Origin of the sequence: Streptomyces sp. NBC_01235 (assembly GCF_035989285.1) — a bacterium.
GTDB lineage: Bacteria > Actinomycetota > Actinomycetes > Streptomycetales > Streptomycetaceae > Streptomyces.
Map to the genome: position 1 here is coordinate 3,245,860 of NZ_CP108513.1, position 17,372 is coordinate 3,263,231.

Below are 17,372 nucleotides of genomic sequence, written 5' to 3' on the forward strand. Positions count from 1 at the left end.
TGTGATCGACGAACGGAGCCGGCCCCATGGGCGAGCAGCAGCACGTGAAGTTCCCGCAAGAGGTCATCGACGAGTACGCGGCGCTCGGCGTCGACCTGCCCGCCCTGTTCTCCGCCGGGCACCTCGGCACCCGCATGGGCGTGGAGATCGTCGAGGCCTCCGCGGACCGGGTCGTCGGCACCATGCCGGTCGAAGGCAACACCCAGCCCTACGGACTGCTGCACGGCGGCGCCTCCGCGGTCCTCGCCGAGACCCTCGGCTCGGTCGGCTCCATGCTGCACGCCGGCAGCTCCAAGCTCGCCGTCGGCGTCGACCTGAACTGCACCCATCACCGAGGCGTGCGCGCCGGCCTCGTCACCGGCGTGGCCACACCCGTGCACCGGGGGCGCACCACGGCGACGTACGAGATCGTCATCAGTGACGAGGAGGGGCGGCGGGTGTGCACCGCGCGGCTGACCTGTCTGCTGCGCGACGCCCGCGCGGCGGGCTGACGGCCGTGGTGTCCCAAAAGGCCACGCGCGCGTGCCCGTTGCTCCCCGCCACCCCGGCGGCCTAGCGTCGGGGCATGACCACGGGAGGCTCCCCCCGGGCGGGGGCGACGGCGCGGCTGCCCGAACCGGCGCTGCCGGCAGGGGTGTTGGCGGCCGACCCCGGCGCCTCCGACAGCGCCGACGCCGTCGGCACCCCCGCCCCCTCCCCGTCCACCACCTCGCCCGAGGAGCCGTGCACCCGCATCGTCACCCACTGGTCGCGCGAGGTCCTGGACAGCACCACGTACGGGGACGGCCCGTCGATGGGGCTGCCCAACGGCCAGTACGACATCCCGCGGACCGTCGTGGACGCCGTGCGGGCCGCGAAGAAGGGCCAAGGAGCCCACGCCGCGGACGAGTTGAGCGACCGCGAGGCCCGCGGCGGCTGCGCCGACCGGTACCGCACGGGCGGACCGGGCAAGGACCCCTGGCAGTGAGCGGCATCGGCCCCAGCGGCATCGGCCCCGTGGAGCCCGGCGAGGGCACGGACACCCGCCCATGGGACGCGCCCGCGCCCGCCCCCCGCCCACCCGTCCCCCGCCCACTCGCCCGCCTCTACGCCACTCACCGCCGGGCCGCACGCGCCGCCCTGGCCGCGGCGCTCCTCCTCGCGGGCGGCGGCTACCTGTACGCGACCCGGCCCCACGACGCCGAACCACCCACGCCCGCACCGCCGTTCCCCTCCCAGGTGGTGGACGTCAGCTACCTCGGCGAGATCGCCGTACCGCCCGGCACCCGGCCGCGCACCTTCGCCTTCGAGGTACTGCTCACCGTGGACGCCGGCCCGCCGGTCACCGTGACCCGGCTGAACCAGCCGTACGCCGGGCTCTCCCTGACCTCGGCCCCGTCGCCGCCTTTCCGCACAAAGGCGGGTTCCTCCCGCAAGATCGCCATCACCATGCATGTATCGGAATGCGGAAAAGTACCGGAGAACGCCGGACTCCCTTTCCTGGACGTAACTCTACGTAATGCACGCGCAATACGAGTCCCACAGTTTCATCCTGGGGACGCACTATGCGCAGGACCTCTCCGAAGCCCTGCAAGTCGCCTGCAGCAACGATTCCAGGTAATCACCAAAACGCCTGAGACGCCTGAACCCGTCCGGGTTCATCCTGCACGTTCTCACCATGTGGACAGGGCGAATCGGCCTGAATTCCACCGTTCCACCCACCAAGTACCGCTCTGCATTACCTCGTGTCATAACAAGAGCGTCACAGCCTTCGTCAGACCCTCCTCCCCGTCACCTCCACCCGCTTAGAGTCACGCCCAGTCACCGCACGGCCGGAAAACCCCTCCGGCCCAGCGCTCGACTCGGCCTCTTCCAGGGGGGAGAGCCGCCCAGGGAAAGGACTGGAACGTGCGTCAACGTTCGCTCATCGCCATCACCGCCGCGCTGTCCGCGGGAGCACTCACCCTCACCGCCTGCGGCTCGCGCGACAGCGACGACAAGGGCTCCGACAGCGGCGGCACCACCGTCACCATCGGTGTCGACGCTCCGCTGACCGGCGACCTGTCCGCCATGGGCCTCGGCATCAAGAACTCGGCCGACCTGGCGGTCAAGAACGCCAACAAGCAGAAGTACGTCGACGGCGTCACCTTCAAGATCGAGGCCAAGGACGACCAGGCCCAGCCCTCCGCCGGCCAGCAGAACGCCGCCGCCCTGGTCGCCGACAAGACCGTCCTCGGTGTCGTCGGCCCGCTGAACTCCTCCGTCGCCGAGTCGATGCAGAAGGTCTTCGACGACGCCAAACTCGTCGAGATCTCCCCCGCCAACACCGGCCCCTCCCTCACCCAGGGCGCCGACTGGCAGACCAAGAAGGTGCGCGGCTACAAGTCGTACTTCCGCACCGCGACCACGGACGCCATCCAGGGCCCGTTCGCCGCGCAGTACGTCTTCAACGACGCCAAGAAGAAGAAGGTCTTCGTCATCGACGACAAGAAGACCTACGGCGCGGGCCTCGCCGGCACCTTCACCGACGAGTTCAAGAAGCTCGGCGGCACCGTCGTCGGCACCCAGCACATCAACCCGGACACCAAGGACTTCTCCGCGGTCGCCACCGAGGTCAAGAACTCCGGCGCCGACGTCGTCTACTACGGCGGCGAATACCCGCAGGCCGGCCCCCTCAGCAAGCAGATCAAGGCCGCCGGCGCCAAGATCCCGCTGGTCGGCGGTGACGGCATCAACTCCGCCGACTACATCCCGCTCGCCGGCGCCAGCGCCACCGGTGACCTGTCCACCTCCGTCGGCGCCCCCGTCGAGGAGCTCGCCTCCGCCAAGCAGTTCGTCGCCGACTACAAGGCCGCCGACTACAAGGACGCGTACTCCGCTTACGGCGGTTACTCCTACGACTCCGCCTGGGCCATCATCGAGGCCGTCAAGAAGGTCGTCGAGGACAACGACGGCAAGCTGCCCGACGACGCCCGCGCCAAGATCACCGCCGCGGTCCAGAACGTCTCCTTCGACGGTGTGACCGGCAAGGTCGCCTTCGACGAGTACGGCGACGCCACCAACAAGCAGCTCACCGTCTACGCCGTCGAGAACGGCGCGTGGAAGGCCGTCAAGTCCGGCACCTTCACCGGCTGACCCACACCCGCACCACAGCTGAGCCGCGCGGGGCGCTGTTCCACTGGCGCCCCGCGCGGACTCGCATCCGGCCCCCCGTCGAAACATCCGAACCGTCTCGGAGGACATGCGGTGAACGAACTGCCGCAGCAGCTGGTCAACGGCCTGCTACTGGGATCCATGTACGGGCTAGTCGCCATCGGCTACACAATGGTCTATGGCATCGTCCAGCTCATCAACTTCGCCCACGGCGAGATCTTCATGACCGGAGCGTTCGGCGCTCTCACGGTCTACTTCTACATCCTGCCCGACGGCACATCCATGGCGATCGCCCTGCCCCTGATGCTCGTCGGAGCCGTCATGGTCTCCGTCACCATCGCCGTAGGAGCGGAACGGTTCGCCTACCGCCCCCTCCGCAACGCACCACGCCTCGCCCCCCTCATCACCGCCATCGGCCTCTCCCTCGCCCTCCAGCAGGCCGTCTGGGCCTGGTACCCCGAGGCCAAGTCCGCCCGCGTCTTCCCCCAGATCGACGGCGGCCCCTTCAACATCGGCAACGTCACCATCCAGACCGGTGACATCTTCCTGCTCGTCGCCGCCCCCATCAGCATGGGCATCCTCGCCTACTTCGTCATGAAGACCCGCACCGGCCGCGGCATGCAGGCCACCGCCCAGGACCCCGACACCGCCAAGCTCATGGGTGTCAACACCGACCGCATCATCGTGATCGCCTTCGCACTCGGCGCCACCTTCGCCGCCGTCGGAGCCGTCGCCTACGGCCTCAAGTACGGCCAGATCTCCTTCACGATGGGCTTCATCCTCGGCCTCAAGGCCTTCACCGCGGCCGTCCTCGGTGGCATCGGCAACATCTACGGGGCCATGATCGGAGGCGTCGTCCTCGGCATCGCCGAGACCATCGCCACCGCCTACATCGCCGACATCCCCGGCATGGACAAGTTCGGCAGCCAGTCCTGGGCCGACGTCTGGGCCTTCGTACTCCTCATCCTCGTGCTCCTGCTGCGGCCCCAGGGCCTGCTCGGCGAGCGCGTCGCTGACAGGGCGTGACACCGATGACGACACAGACCACCACAACCGAAGCACCCGGCACGACCACCGCCACCCGAGCCGGCCTCATCGGCGTCCCCGAGAACATCGGCCGCGCCCTCGCCACCGGCGGCGGCATCCTCACCATCATCTCCACCTTCCTCGCCTGGACCTGGACCTCCACCTTCCCCGGCGACCTCACCGTCTACGGCTACCCCGGCGGCCTGCAGGTCCTCGTCCTCATCGGCGGCGCCCTCACCACCCTCTTCGCCCTCGCCTCCTACGGCATCAAGGGCCTTCGCTGGCTCGTCCCCGCCGGCGCCGACGGCGCCGTCAAGTTCGCCGCCCTCGCCACCTTCGCCACCAGCTGGTACACGGTCATCGCCATCAGCGCCGACCTCGGCGGCATCGTCAACCTCGAAGCCGGCGGCTACATCGTCGCCATAGGCAGCCTCACCGCCTTCCTCGGCGCCCTCGCCCTGCCCTTCGAACACCCCGAGCCCGACCCCATCGACCCCGACGACACGTCGTGGGAGCACACCAGGCACAAGGCCGCCCACCAGTGGGCCACCATCAAGGCCGCCTTCGGCTCCGGCACCGCCCGCCCCGTCGGCAAGCTCCCCGCCTACGCCGAAATCCTCATCATCGTCGCCGTCCTCGCCCTCGGCCTCACCGTCTTCACCTACGGCATCGGCACCGAGTACGACGAACTGTTCGTGGGCTTCCTCATCACCACCGGCTTCGGCTTCGCCGCACTCAACAAGTCCGGCCTCGTCGCCCAGGCCAGCCAGATCACCGCCCGGCACCAGAACATCACCATCTGCGGCGCCTTCATCACCGCGGCCCTCTTCCCCTTCACCCAGACCGACGACCAGTACGCGACCCTCGGCGTCTACATCCTCATCTTCGCCACCGTCGCCCTCGGCCTGAACATCGTCGTCGGCCTCGCCGGCCTCCTCGACCTCGGCTACGTCGCCTTCCTCGGCGTCGGCGCCTACGCCGCGTCCATGGTCTCCGGCGCCCCCAGCTCCCCCTTCGACGTGCACTTCCCCTTCTGGGCAGCCGCACTCGTCGGCGCCGCCGCCTCCCTCGTCTTCGGCGTCCTCATCGGCGCCCCGACCCTGCGACTGCGCGGCGACTACCTCGCCATCGTCACCCTCGGCTTCGGCGAGATCTTCCGCATCACCGCCAACAACCTCGACGGCACCTCCGGCCCCGACATCACCAACGGCTCCAACGGCATCTCCTCCATCCCGAACCTCGACGTCCTCGGGTTCGACTTCGGAGTCGTCCACGACATCGCCGGCTTCAGCATCGGCCGCTTCGCCAACTACTTCTTCCTGATGCTGATCATCACCGCCGTCGTCGTCCTCGTCTTCCGACGCAGCGGCGACTCCCGCATCGGCCGCGCCTGGGTCGCCATCCGCGAGGACGAGACCGCCGCCCTCGCCATGGGCATCAACGGCTTCCGCGTCAAACTCATCGCCTTCGCCGTCGGCGCCTCCCTCGCAGGACTCGCCGGCACCGTCCAGGCCCACGTGACCTACACCGTCACCCCCGAGCAGTACCTCTTCGCCGGACCCATCCCGCCCAACTCCGCCTTCCTCCTCGCCGCAGTCGTCCTCGGCGGCATGGGCACCATCGGCGGACCCCTCATCGGCGCCTCACTGCTCTTCCTCATCCCCAACAAACTCCAGTTCCTCGGCGACTACCAGCTCTTCGCCTTCGGCCTCGCACTCATCCTGCTGATGCGCTTCCGCCCCGAGGGCCTCATCCCCAACCGGCGCCGCCAGCTCGAGTTCCACGAGGAGGCGGAAGCACCCACCGTCCTCACGAAGGCAGGGGCCTGACCACCATGACCACCGACACCACCACCAAGACCGCCCCCGTCGGCGAAACGGTGCTCGACGCCCGCGGCGTCACCATGCGCTTCGGCGGCCTCACCGCCGTCCGCGACGTCAACCTCACCGTCAACAGCGGCGAGATCGTCGGCCTCATCGGCCCCAACGGCGCAGGCAAAACCACCTTCTTCAACTGCCTCACCGGCCTCTACATCCCCACCGAAGGCGAAGTCCGCTTCAAGGGCAACGTCCTGCCCCCCAAGTCCTTCAAGGTCACCGCGGCCGGCATCGCCCGCACCTTCCAGAACATCCGCCTCTTCGCCAACATGACGGTCCTCGAGAACGTACTGGTGGGCCGTCACACCCGGACGAAGGAAGGCTTCTGGTCCGCCGTCCTGCGCCTCCCCGCCTTCCACAAGGCCGAAGCAGCCTCCCGCGAACGCGCCATGGAACTCCTCGAGTTCGTCGGCCTCGACGCGAAGGCCGACCACCTCGCCCGGAACCTCCCCTACGGCGAACAGCGCAAGCTGGAGATCGCACGCGCACTGGCCAGCGAGCCGGGCCTCCTCCTGCTCGACGAGCCCACCGCCGGCATGAACCCCCAGGAGACCCGCGCGACGGAGGAGCTCGTCTTCGCCATCCGCGACAAGGGCATCGCCGTCCTCGTCATCGAGCACGACATGCGCTTCATCTTCAACCTCTGCGACCGCGTCGCCGTACTCGTCCAGGGCGAGAAGCTCGTGGAGGGCGACAGCGCCACCGTCCAGGGTGATGAGCGGGTCGTCGCCGCCTACCTCGGCGAACCCTTCGAAAACGCCCCCGGCGACGAAGAGATCGCCGAAGTCGAGGCCGCCGAAGCGAACGCCGAGAGCGCCGACACCCCGACGGACGCCGCGCCCGGCAAGGAGAACGACCGATGACCGCACTGCTCGAAGTCGAAGACCTCCGAGTCGCCTACGGCAAGATCGAAGCCGTCAAGGGCATCTCGTTCAAGGTCGAGGCCGGCGAGGTCGTCACCCTCATCGGCACCAACGGCGCCGGCAAGACGACGACTCTGCGCACCCTGTCCGGCCTGCTGAAGCCGGTAGGCGGCCAGATCAAGTTCAACGGCAAGTCGCTGAAGAAGATCCCCGCCCACAACATCGTCTCCCTGGGGCTCGCCCACTCCCCCGAGGGGCGGCACATCTTCCCCCGCATGACGATCGAGGACAACCTCCGCCTCGGCGCCTTCCTCCGCAGCGACAAGGCAGGCATCGAAAAGGACATCCAGCGCGCCTACGACCTCTTCCCCATCCTGGGAGAGCGCCGCAAGCAGGCCGCGGGCACCCTGTCCGGCGGCGAGCAGCAGATGCTGGCCATGGGCCGCGCGCTCATGTCCCAGCCGAAACTGCTCATGCTGGACGAGCCCTCCATGGGCCTGTCCCCCATCATGATGCAGAAGATCATGGCCACCATCGCCGAGCTCAAGTCCCAGGGCATGACGATCCTGCTCATCGAGCAGAACGCCCAGGCAGCCCTGTCGCTCGCCGACCACGGCCACGTCATGGAGATCGGCAAGATCGTGCTCTCCGGCACCGGCCAGGACCTCTTGCACGACGAGTCCGTCCGCAAGGCGTACCTCGGCGAGGACTGAGTTTCTACGGTCCTCCCACGGCAACGAGGCCCGCGCCCCTTCTCCGGGCGCGGGCCTCGTCGTGTGCGTAGCGGTTGTCCGGGTTACCCCTTGGACGACTTCTTCTCATCGGCGTCCTGAATGACCGCCTCCGCGACCTGCTGCATCGACATACGGCGGTCCATCGACGTCTTCTGGATCCACCGGAACGCGGCCGGCTCCGTCAGCCCGTACTCCGTCTGAAGAATCGACTTCGCCCGGTCGACCAGCTTGCGCGTCTCCAGCCGCAGCGTGAGGTCCGCGATCTCGTTCTCCAGCTCGCGCAGCTCCGTGAAGCGGGACACGGCCATCTCGATCGCCGGGACGACGTCGCTCTTGCTGAACGGCTTCACCAGGTAGGCCATCGCACCGGCGTCACGGGCACGCTCGACGAGGTCGCGCTGCGAGAAGGCGGTCAGCATGAGGACGGGCGCGATGCGCTCCTCGGCGATCTTCTCGGCCGCCGAGATGCCGTCCAGCTTGGGCATCTTCACGTCGAGGATGACGAGGTCCGGCTTGTGCTCGCGGGCGAGCTCGATGGCCTGCTCACCGTCACCGGCCTCGCCGACGACGCTGTAGCCCTCTTCTTCGAGCATCTCTTTGAGGTCGAGCCGGATCAGGGCCTCGTCCTCGGCGATGACGACACGGGTCGTCAGCGGAGGCACGTGCGACTTGTCGTCGTCGGGCGCGTCTACGGGCTGGGGCGACTCGGGGGCGGTCACGGGGGCTCCTTGTTGCGGGCCGGGCAGGTACTGCTGCTAATGCAGCCTACCTAGAGGCGGGCAAGTACGGTGACCCGGTATGCTTCCGATCAGCCAGTCCTGCCGGGTTGATGGAAGGGCAGACATGATCGCCTCAAAAGCGATTGCCTGAAAGGGCGTGCGGGTTCGAATCCCGCACCCGGCACCACTGTTCAGGAAGCGGAGGCTCACGTTCGCGTGATCTTCCGCTTTTTGCTGCGTACAGCGACGATCAGTAACGCAAAGTGGCCACATGTACGACATGGGCACACGCAAGCGAGCACTGGCGCTTGTAACGCAAGGGCACAGCCTTAACTCCGTGAGCAAGCAACTCGGAGTCTCCCGGTTCGCGATCCGCTCCTGGCAAGTACGCATCGAGCCGCTTCGCCGCACCGGCCGCCCGTGCCCGCGTTGTCAGACGATCCCCGAGTTACCTGAGGCACCTGCGGCCTACGCCTACTTGCTCGGCCTCTATCTCGGCGATGGCTGCATCAGCCTCCATCGGCGCGAGGTCTACTTCATGCGCATCGTCCTGGACAATGCCTGGCCCGGCGTGATTGACGAGTGCGAAGCCGCCATGCGCTCCGTGCGCCCCGACAACAGCGTGTGCCGTGTCAAGAAACAGGGCTGCGTCGCCGTCACAGGGTCCAGCAAACACTGGCCCTGCCTCTTCCCCCAGCACGGCCCCGGCAAGAAGCACGAGCGCCGGATCATCCTCGAATCCTGGCAACAAGGCATCGTCGACGCACACCCCTGGGAGTTCATCCGCGGCCTCATCCACTCCGACGGATGCCGCATCAACAACTGGACCGAGAAGACCATCGGCGGTCAACGCAAGCGCTACGAATACCCGCGTTACTTCTTCACCAACGTCTCCGACGACATCCGCCTGCTCTACACCAACACCCTTGACAAGCTGGGCATCGAGTGGACGCAGTCCGCCCGCAACGGAAAGGCGTTCAACATCTCCGTCGCCAAGAAAGCCTCCGTAGCCCTCATGGACACCCACGTAGGCCCCAAGCACTGACCACCCCTACTTGGGGCTGTCGTCCTCCCCGATGCGGTGTACGCGGACCAGGTTCGTCGAGCCCGACACCCCCGGAGGCGAACCGGCCGTGATGACGACCACGTCGCCCTTCTGGCAGCGCCCGTGCTTCAGCAGCAGCTCGTCCACCTGGTCGACCATCGCGTCGGTCGAGTCCGCCTGCGGGCCGAGGAACGTCTCCACGCCCCACGTCAGGTTGAGCTGCGAGCGCGTCGCCGGTACCGGGGTGTAGGCCAGGAGCGGGATCGGGGAGCGGTAGCGCGACAGGCGGCGTACCGTGTCGCCGCTCTGGGTGAAGGCGACCAGGAATTTCGCGCCGAGGAAGTCGCCGATCTCGGCGGCTGCCCGTGCGACGGCGCCGGCCTGGGTGCGTGGCTTGTTGCTCTCCGTCAGTGGGGGGAGGCCCTTCGCCAGGATGTCTTCCTCGGCCGCTTCGACGATCTTCGCCATTGTGCGGACGGTCTGTACGGCGTACTTGCCGACGCTCGTCTCGCCGGAGAGCATCACGGCGTCGGTGCCGTCGATGACCGCGTTGGCGACGTCGCTCGCCTCGGCGCGCGTCGGGCGGGAGTTCTCGATCATCGAGTCGAGCATCTGGGTGGCGACGATCACCGGCTTGGCGTTGCGCTTGGCCAGTTTGATGGCGCGTTTCTGGACGATCGGGACCTGTTCGAGCGGCATTTCGACGCCGAGGTCGCCGCGCGCGACCATGATGCCGTCGAAGGCGGCGACGATGCCGTCGATGTTCTCGACCGCCTGGGGTTTCTCCACCTTGGCGATGACGGGCAGTCGGCGGCCTTCTTCGTCCATGATGCGGTGGACGTCCTCGATGTCCTTGCCGCTGCGTACGAAGGAGAGGGCGATGACGTCGAAGCCGGTGCGGAGCGCCCAGCGGAGGTCTGCCTCGTCCTTGTCCGAGAGGGCGGGGACGGAGACGGCGACGCCTGGGAGGTTCAGGCCCTTGTGGTCGGAGATGACGCCGCCTTCGACGACGCGTGTGTGGACGCGGGGGCCGTCCACTGCCGTCACCTCCAGACAGACCTTGCCGTCGTCGACGAGGATGCGTTCACCGGGCGTGACGTCGTCCGCGAGGCCGGCGTGGGTCGTGCCGCACTGCTGGCGGTCGCCCTCTACGCCTTCTTCCACGGTGATGGTGAAGGTGTCGTCGCGTTCAAGGAGTACGGGGCCTTCCGCGAAGTGGCCGAGGCGGATCTTCGGGCCCTGAAGGTCGGCGAGGGTGCCGACGCTGTGGCCGGTCTCGTCGGAGGCCTTGCGTACGCGGTGGTAGCGCTCCTCGTGTTCGGCGTGGGTGCCGTGGCTGAGGTTGAAGCGGGCGACGTCCATTCCGGCGTCGACCAGGGCTTTGAGCTGGTCGTACGAGTCGGTGGCGGGGCCCAGAGTGCAGACGATTTTTGCTCGGCGCATGTTTCGAGTTTATGTCTTACCGGTGGGTAGGTAGTTGGTCGCACATGGCTGCTCAACAACCTTTGCGTGAAGGGTTGTTGACAACTAATAAATTGTGCACGCCTCCGCTCCGATGAGCATTTTCTCGAATGGGTGAATGCATGGAATTCACAGGGTGGGCGGGTTCATCGTGAACTGTGCGCTCACTTCGGCGCGGATCTGCATGCGCTGGGGTTCCAGGTCGAGGGGGTCGGGTGCGGGTTCTCCTTTCGCCATGACGGCCGATCGGGTCATGCGTCCGCCGTAGGCGGCTTGGGGGCGTAGGCCGGAGGCTCCTGTGCCGGTGTCGGCCAGTTCGATCAGTGCGGCGACCGTGGTGCCCAGGGCCTGCGCGTACTCCTTCGCCCGCTGCACGGCGTCCTGTACGGCCTGTTGTCGGGCCTGGCGGTACGCCGGTGAGTCGGTGCGCAGGGCCCATGAGGGGCCGTCGACGCCGGTGAGGTCGAGGTCGGCGAGGCGGGTGGTGAGTTCGCCGAGGGCGGTGAAGTCGGTGAGTTCGGCGGTGAGGTGGACGGTGCCGTGGTAGGTGCGGACGCGTTCGCCGCGGCCGCGTTGGCCGAGTTCGGGGGTGAGGGACACCGCGCCGGTCGACAGGTTCTCGACGGCGTCGCCGTACGACTTCAGGAGTTCGAGGACCGTCGCGTTGCGGTGGGTGAGGTCGTCGAGGGTGGTGCGGCGGTCTTTGCCGCGGGCGGTGACGGTGACGCCGATGCGGGCGATCTCGGGGTCGACTTCGAGTTCGGCCTCGCCGCGGACTGTGAGGAGGGGGGTGTCGGGGGTGCCGTATGGGGGATTCTGCGGGGAGGTCATACGTCCCAGCTTGTCATGGCTTTCCCTGTTCAGGGGCCTGAGTTGACCGTTCTGGTCATCAGATCGCAACCTCCTGGACCTGTTGCCGTCGGTCATGGACGGGTCAGAATCTACGCGCGTCGTTGACCATTCCCCGAGGAGTACGAGACATGCCGTTGAATCGCCGGAAGTTCCTGAAGAAGTCCGCCGTGACCGGGGCGGGGGTGGCGATCGCGGGCGCGGCTGCGGCTCCGTCGGCGCAGGCCGCGGAGGCGGGGAAGCCGGTCGGGCAGCCGAGGCGGTATGCGCTGACGGTGATGGGGACGACGGACCTGCACGGTCATGTCTTCAACTGGGACTACTTCAAGGACGCGGAGTACAAGGACGCCGCGGGCAACGCGCAGGGGCTGGCGCGTATCTCGACGCTGGTGAACCGGATCCGTGAGGAGAAGGGGCGCGAGAACACGCTGCTGCTGGATGCGGGCGACACGATTCAGGGCACGCCGCTGACGTACTACTACGCGAAGGTGGATCCGATCACCGCCAAGGGTGGTCCGGTGCATCCGATGGCGCAGGCGATGAACGCGATCGGGTATGACGCGGCGGCGCTGGGCAACCACGAGTTCAACTACGGCATCGAGACGCTGCGGAAGTTCGAGTCGCAGTTGCGTTTCCCTCTGTTGGGGGCGAACGCGGTGGACGCGAAGACGTTGAGGCCGGCCTTTCCTCCCTATGTCATCAAGACGTTCTGTGTGAAGGGTGCGCCGCCGGTCAAGGTGGCGGTTCTGGGGTTGACGAACCCGGGTATCGCGATCTGGGACAAGGCGTATGTGCAGGGCAAGCTGGCGTTTCCGGGTCTGGAGGAGCAGGCGGCGAAGTGGGTGCCGAAGCTGAAGTCGCTGGGTGCGGATGTCGTGATCGTGTCGGCGCACTCCGGCTCGTCCGGCACCTCGTCGTACGGTGACCAGTTGCCGTATGTGGAGAACTCGGCGGCGTTGGTGGCGCAGCAGGTGCCGGACATCGACGCGATTCTGGTGGGGCACGCGCATGTGGAGATTCCCGAGCTGAGGGTCACGAACGCGAAGACGGGTAAGGCGGTCGTGTTGTCGGAGCCGCTGGCCTATGCGGAGCGGCTGTCGGTGTTCGACGTGGAGCTGGTGTTCCAGAAGGGGAAGTGGGTCGTCGAGTCCGTTTCGTCGAAGGTGTTGAACTCCAACTCGGTGGCGGACGATCCGAAGATCACGAAGCTGTTGGGTGATGAGCACGCGAAGGTCGTGGAGTATGTCAACCAGGTGGTCGGTACGGCGACGGAGACGTTGACGACGGTCGAGGCGCGGTACAAGGACGCTCCGATCATCGACCTGATCACCAAGGTGCAGGAGGACGTGGTCAAGGCGGCGCTGGCGGGTTCGTCGTATGCGTCGTTGCCGGTGATCGCGCAGGCTTCGCCGTTCTCGCGGACGTCGGAGATTCCGGCCGGGGAGGTGACGATCCGTGATCTGTCGAGCCTGTACGTGTATGACAACACGTTGGTGGCGAAGTTGCTGACGGGGGCGCAGATCCGGGCGTATCTGGAGTACTCGGCGCAGTATTTCGTGCAGACGGCGGCGGATGTGGTGGTCGACACGGAGAAGCTGACTAACGCGAACAATCGGCCGGACTACAACTACGACTATGTGTCGGGTCTGGCGTATGAGATCGATATCGCGCAGGCGGTGGGTTCGCGGATCAAGAACCTGACGTACAACGGTGTGGCGTTGGACGATGCGCAGCAGTTCGTTTTGGCGGTGAACAACTATCGGGCCAATGGTGGTGGGGCGTTCCCGCATGTGGCGTCGGCGCAGGAGTTGTGGTCGGAGTCGACGGAGATCCGTACGCGGATTTCGGAGTGGGTGACGGCGAAGGGTGTGCTGGACCCGAAGGACTTCGCGTCGGTGGACTGGAGGCTGACGCGGGACGGTGCTCCCGTTTTCTGAGGGGGCGGTTCTGGAGGTTCAGCAGGGTGACGTCCGCGGCGTCGGCGAGGGCTTTGGCGCCGGCGTCGTTGGCGTGGAGGCCGTCGCCTGCGTTGAAGTCGTCGTGGATCCGGTCGGGTTGGTCCGGGTCCGCGACGGTGGCGGCGACGGCGATGCGGGTGCCGGCGGGGGGGGGCGAGGACGTCGACGCCGGTGAGGAGGTGGCCGGTGCCGAACTCCTCGGCGTCGGTCGGGGTGGGGGCGGAGAGCTGGTTGCCGGGGGCTGCGTGGCCGGTGTCGTAGGGGACGGCGGAGAAGGTGGTCGGGCCGGTGTCTCCGGGGAGGCAGAGGCTGACGCTGAGTTCTTCCCCTGCGTGTACGGGCAGTGCGAGGGGGTCGCTGGTGGCTTCGTGTCCGGCGGGGATGGTGAGGGTGGGGGCGCCCGTGAAGCGCAGGGGTGTGTCGCTTGCGGGGTCGATGTCGCTGCCTTTGGTGCGCAGGGCGATGTGGGCGCCGCCGATCTCCAGGGGATCTTTGCCGTAGCGGTTGCTGAGCCGTATGCGTAGGGCTTCGCCTCCGCCGGCCAGGCGGAGGGTCTGGTCGGTGAAGCCGTGGGACTCCCAGAGGGCGAAGTCCTCGTGGGGGCTGATGACGGCGGAGCGGTGGGCGGCGATCCATGTGGTGGTCATGCCGGGCGACGACGTGATCATCGCCCGGTTTCTTCCGTCTGTCTCTACCGTTGTTCGACGAGGGGGGTGAGGGTCGGTGCCTGCCTGGCCTGGGGGGCCCGGTGTCGTGGTTCGAGTCCGAAGGTGGTGAAGGCGGTTCGGGTGGGGAGGGGGTAGGTCTCCTTGGTGGTGAGGGTGTTGAGGATGGTGGCGCTGCGCCAGGCGGCGAGGCCGAGGTCGGGGGCGCCTACGCCGTGGGTGTGGCGTTCGGCGTTCTGGACGTAGACGTTGCAGCCGGTGGCGGTGACGGAGGGGTCGAGGACGAGGCGGAAGTGTTCGTCGATGCGGGGGCGTTCGCTGTTGTCGCGGCGGATGTAGGGGTCGAGGCCGGTGAGGAGGGGTTCGAGGGGGCGTTCGCGGTGGCCGGTGGCGAGGACGACGGCGTTGGTGGTGAGGCGGGTGCGGGTGTTCTGCTGGATGTGTTCGAGGTGGAGTTCGATTGTGGTGGTGGCGATGCGGCCTGCGGTGCGGACGTGGACGCCGGGGGTGAGGACGGTGTCGGGCCAGCCGCCGTGCAGGGTGCGGCGGTAGAGCTCGTCGTGGATGGCGGCGAGGGTGTCGGCGTCGATGCCTTTGTGGAGTTGCCATTGGGCGCCGATGGCGCGGTCGCGGGTGTTTTCGGGGAGGGCGTGGAAGTAGCGGGTGTAGTCGGGGGTGAAGTGTTCGAGGCCGAGTTTGGAGTACTCCATGGGGGCGAAGGCGTCGGTGCGGCCGATCCAGTGGAGTTGTTCGTGGCCGGTGGGGCGGTGGCGCAGGAGGTCGAGGAAGACTTCGGCGCCGGACTGTCCGGAGCCGACGACGGTGATGTGGCCGGCGGTGAGGAGGGTGTCGCGGTGGGTGAGGTAGTCGGTGGCGTGGATGACGGGGACGCCGGGGGCGTCGGCGAGGGGGCGTAGGGCGTCGGGGATGTGGGGTTCGGTGCCGATGCCGAGGACGATGTTCCTGGTGTAGGTGCGGCCGAGGGCTTCGGCTTCGCCGTCGGTGTCGAGTTGGGTGAAGTCGACTTCGAAGAGGTCGCGTTCGGGGTTCCAGCGGACGGCGTCGGCGTGGTGGCGGAAGTGGAGGCCGGGGAGGTTGTCGGCGACCCAGCGGCAGTAGGTGTCGTATTCGGCGCGGTGGGTGTGGAAGCGCTCGGCGAAGTAGAAGGGGTAGAGGCGTTCGTGGGTTTTGAGGTAGTTGAGGAAGGTCCAGGGGCTGGTGGGGTCGGCGAGGGTGACGAGGTCGGCGAGGAAGGGGACCTGGATGCGGGCGCTGTCGATGAGGAGGCCGGGGTGCCAGTCGAAGCGGGGGCGTTGTTCGTAGAAGACGGCGTCGAGTTCGGCGAGGGGGCGGGCGAGGGCGGCGAGGGAGAGGTTGGAGGGGCCGATGCCGATGCCGACGAGGTCGCGGGGGGCGTCGGTGGTGGGGGGTGGGGGCGTGTGGGGGTGCGGGGGTGTGTGGGGGTGCGGGGGTGTGTGGGGGTGCGGGGGTGTGTGGGGGTGCGGGGGCCTGTGGGGGTGCGGGGGCGTGGTCATGCGGGGGTGTTTCCTTCCACCAGTTCCAGGAGGGCGGTCAGGTCGTCGGGCCGGGTGTGGGGGTTGAGGAGGGTGGCTTTCAGCCAGAGTCGGCCGTCGAGTCGGGCCCGGCCGAGGACGGCGCTGCCGTCGGTGAGGAGGCGGCGGCGTATTTCGGCGACGGTGGTGTCGGTGGCGTCCGTGGGGCGGAAGAGGACGGTGCTGATGGTGGGTGGGGCGTGGAGTTCGAGGCCGGGGTGTGCGGTGACGAGGTCGGCGAACTGGTGGGCGCGGGCGCAGACCTGGTCGACGAGGGCGCCGAGGCCGGTGCGGCCGAGGGTTTTGAGGGTGACGGCGATCTTGAGGGTGTCGGGGCGGCGGGTGGTGCGCAGGGAGCGGCCGAGGAGGTCGGGGAGGCCGGCTTCGGTGTCGTCGTCGGCGTTGAGGTAGTCGGCGTGGTGGTGGAGGGCGGTGAGGTCGTGGGTGTCGCGGACGGCGAGGAGGCCGGCGGCGACCGGTTGCCAGCCGAGTTTGTGCAGGTCGAGGGCGATGGTGTGGGCGTTGTGGAGGCCGGTGAGTCGGGGGCGGTGGCGGTCGCTGAAGAGCAGGCCGCCTCCGTAGGCGGCGTCGATGTGGAGGCGGGCGCCATGGGTGGTGGTGAGGGCGGCGATGGCGGGGAGGGGGTCGATGAGTCCGGCGTCGGTGGTGCCGGCGGTGGCGGCGACGAGGTGGGGGCCGGGATGGGTGGTGAGGGCGTGGTGGAGGGCGGTGGGGTCGAGGGTGCCGGTGGGTGTGGGGATGACGAGGGGTTCGGGGAGGCCGAGGAGCCAGGCGGCGCGGGGCAGGGAGTGGTGGGCGTTGGTTCCGCAGACGAGGCGGAGGGTGGGGCCGTGGGTTTCGCGGGCGAGGAGGAGGGCGAGGTGGTTGGCTTCGGTGCCGCCGGTGGTGACGAGGGCGTCGGGCGTACCGGTCTGCGTGGCCGTGGCCGATGCTGCTGGTTGGGGTTGCCGGGTATGGCCGTAGACCTCGGTGGCGAGTGCTCGGGTGACCAGGGCCTCCAGTTCGGAGGCGGCGGGGGCTTGGTCCCAGGAGTCGAGGGAGGGGTTGAGGGCACAGGCGGCGAGGTCGGCGGCGGTGGCGACGGCGAGGGGTGGGCAGTGCAGGTGGGCGACGCAGAGGGGGTCGGCGGGGTCGGCGGCGCCTTCGGCGAGTGCGTGGACGAGGGTGGGCAGGGCGTCGCGGTCGCCGTGTTCGGGGAGGACGTCTCCCACCGCGTCCCGTACGCGTGCGGCGACAGCGTCCGGTCCGCCCGCGGGTAGTGGTCCGCCGCGGGCGCGGGCGCCGGCGTCGAGCGCGTCGAGGACGGCTGCGAGCAACGGCCGTAGCGCGTCGGGGCCTTCGGGGCCTGAGGCGAGGGGCGGGATGCTCACGGGGACTCCTCCGGGGCGCGGGGCGGATGTCCGCAGCGGGGAGTTCCAGCTTGTCGGGGATTACGCCGACGCGCCCGAAAAGCCCACTGATCGGAACCC

Annotated in this window: 14 protein-coding genes, 1 tRNA gene and 1 pseudogene; 11 read left to right on the forward strand and 5 right to left on the reverse strand. The window is 68.2% G+C overall.

The features are described from left to right. Positions 1-26 precede the first annotated feature (26 nt). From OG289_RS14110 to OG289_RS14145, 8 genes and pseudogenes are all read left to right on the forward strand, one after another. Positions 27-491 (forward strand): PaaI family thioesterase, encoded by a 465-nt coding sequence (locus tag OG289_RS14110; RefSeq protein WP_327314344.1) that lies wholly within the window; start codon positions 27-29, stop codon positions 489-491. Positions 492-565: 74 nt separating this feature from the next. Beyond that, positions 566-967: a hypothetical protein gene (locus tag OG289_RS14115; RefSeq protein ID WP_327314345.1), complete on the forward strand. Its 402-nt coding sequence runs from the start codon at positions 566-568 to the stop codon at positions 965-967. 5 nt (positions 968-972) lie between these two features. Beyond that, positions 973-1,600 (forward strand): annotated as a pseudogene (locus OG289_RS14120) (Tat pathway signal sequence domain protein). A 287-nt stretch (positions 1,601-1,887) separates the two neighbouring features. After that, on the forward strand, positions 1,888-3,114 hold the full coding sequence (locus tag OG289_RS14125) for a branched-chain amino acid ABC transporter substrate-binding protein (protein ID WP_327314346.1): 1,227 nt from the start codon (positions 1,888-1,890) through the stop codon (positions 3,112-3,114). A 111-nt stretch (positions 3,115-3,225) separates the two neighbouring features. Next, positions 3,226-4,158 (forward strand): branched-chain amino acid ABC transporter permease, encoded by a 933-nt coding sequence (locus OG289_RS14130; RefSeq protein ID WP_327314347.1) that lies wholly within the window; start codon positions 3,226-3,228, stop codon positions 4,156-4,158. Positions 4,159-4,163: 5 nt separating this feature from the next. Continuing rightward, entirely contained in the window at positions 4,164-5,987 is a 1,824-nt protein-coding gene (locus OG289_RS14135) for a branched-chain amino acid ABC transporter permease (RefSeq protein ID WP_327314348.1), read from the forward strand. A 5-nt stretch (positions 5,988-5,992) separates the two neighbouring features. After that, positions 5,993-6,898, forward strand: a complete 906-nt coding sequence (locus OG289_RS14140) for an ABC transporter ATP-binding protein (protein ID WP_327314349.1) — start codon at positions 5,993-5,995, stop codon at positions 6,896-6,898. Then, the gene (locus tag OG289_RS14145) at positions 6,895-7,611 is read left to right on the forward strand and encodes an ABC transporter ATP-binding protein (protein WP_327314350.1); all 717 of its coding nucleotides are present in this window, start codon (positions 6,895-6,897) and stop codon (positions 7,609-7,611) included. Before OG289_RS14140 ends, OG289_RS14145 begins: the two co-directional genes overlap by 4 nt. An 83-nt stretch (positions 7,612-7,694) precedes the next feature. On the opposite strand, the gene OG289_RS14150 is transcribed toward OG289_RS14145, so the two are convergent. Further along, entirely contained in the window at positions 7,695-8,351 is a 657-nt protein-coding gene (locus tag OG289_RS14150) for an ANTAR domain-containing response regulator (protein ID WP_327314351.1), read from the reverse strand. Positions 8,352-8,452: 101 nt separating this feature from the next. Between OG289_RS14150 and OG289_RS14155 the strand changes: the two genes are divergently transcribed. Next, a tRNA-Leu gene (locus tag OG289_RS14155) sits at positions 8,453-8,538 on the forward strand. A gap of 84 nt (positions 8,539-8,622) precedes the next feature. After that, positions 8,623-9,396 (forward strand): transcriptional regulator, encoded by a 774-nt coding sequence (locus OG289_RS14160; RefSeq protein WP_327314352.1) that lies wholly within the window; start codon positions 8,623-8,625, stop codon positions 9,394-9,396. Between the two features lie 6 nt (positions 9,397-9,402). Here OG289_RS14160 and pyk read toward each other — a convergent pair whose 3' ends face one another. Further along, positions 9,403-10,839, reverse strand: a complete 1,437-nt coding sequence (gene pyk, locus OG289_RS14165) for a pyruvate kinase (protein ID WP_327314353.1) — start codon at positions 10,837-10,839, stop codon at positions 9,403-9,405. Between the two features lie 147 nt (positions 10,840-10,986). Then, positions 10,987-11,688: an SIMPL domain-containing protein gene (locus OG289_RS14170; RefSeq protein ID WP_327314354.1), complete on the reverse strand. Its 702-nt coding sequence runs from the start codon at positions 11,686-11,688 to the stop codon at positions 10,987-10,989. A 149-nt stretch (positions 11,689-11,837) separates the two neighbouring features. Between OG289_RS14170 and OG289_RS14175 the strand changes: the two genes are divergently transcribed. Next, positions 11,838-13,643, forward strand: coding sequence for a bifunctional metallophosphatase/5'-nucleotidase (locus tag OG289_RS14175; RefSeq protein ID WP_327314355.1), 1,806 nt, complete (start codon positions 11,838-11,840; stop codon positions 13,641-13,643). 712 nt (positions 13,644-14,355) lie between these two features. Here OG289_RS14175 and OG289_RS14180 read toward each other — a convergent pair. Continuing rightward, on the reverse strand, positions 14,356-15,864 hold the full coding sequence (locus OG289_RS14180; protein ID WP_327314356.1) for a lysine N(6)-hydroxylase/L-ornithine N(5)-oxygenase family protein: 1,509 nt from the start codon (positions 15,862-15,864) through the stop codon (positions 14,356-14,358). Next, complete coding sequence (locus OG289_RS14185) at positions 15,861-17,273, reverse strand: pyridoxal phosphate-dependent decarboxylase family protein (protein ID WP_327314357.1); 1,413 nt, start codon at positions 17,271-17,273, stop codon at positions 15,861-15,863. The genes OG289_RS14180 and OG289_RS14185 overlap by 4 nt, the downstream gene beginning before the upstream one ends. Between the last annotated feature and the right edge of the window lie 99 nt (positions 17,274-17,372).

Bases quoted from the DNA above. Each gene is read 5' to 3' on its own strand.
- OG289_RS14110 (WP_327314344.1), top strand. From the start codon at position 27: ATGGGCGAGCAGCAGCACGTGAAGTTCCCGCAAGAGGTCATCGACGAG.
- OG289_RS14115 (WP_327314345.1), top strand. From the start codon at position 566: ATGACCACGGGAGGCTCCCCCCGGGCGGGGGCGACGGCGCGGCTGCCC.
- OG289_RS14135 (WP_327314348.1), top strand. From the start codon at position 4,164: ATGACGACACAGACCACCACAACCGAAGCACCCGGCACGACCACCGCC.
- OG289_RS14140 (WP_327314349.1), top strand. From the start codon at position 5,993: ATGACCACCGACACCACCACCAAGACCGCCCCCGTCGGCGAAACGGTG.
- OG289_RS14145 (WP_327314350.1), top strand. From the start codon at position 6,895: ATGACCGCACTGCTCGAAGTCGAAGACCTCCGAGTCGCCTACGGCAAG.
- OG289_RS14160 (WP_327314352.1), top strand. From the start codon at position 8,623: ATGTACGACATGGGCACACGCAAGCGAGCACTGGCGCTTGTAACGCAA.
- pyk (WP_327314353.1), bottom strand. From the start codon at position 10,839: ATGCGCCGAGCAAAAATCGTCTGCACTCTGGGCCCCGCCACCGACTCG.
- OG289_RS14170 (WP_327314354.1), bottom strand. From the start codon at position 11,688: ATGACCTCCCCGCAGAATCCCCCATACGGCACCCCCGACACCCCCCTC.
- OG289_RS14175 (WP_327314355.1), top strand. From the start codon at position 11,838: ATGCCGTTGAATCGCCGGAAGTTCCTGAAGAAGTCCGCCGTGACCGGG.
- OG289_RS14180 (WP_327314356.1), bottom strand. From the start codon at position 15,864: ATGACCACGCCCCCGCACCCCCACAGGCCCCCGCACCCCCACACACCC.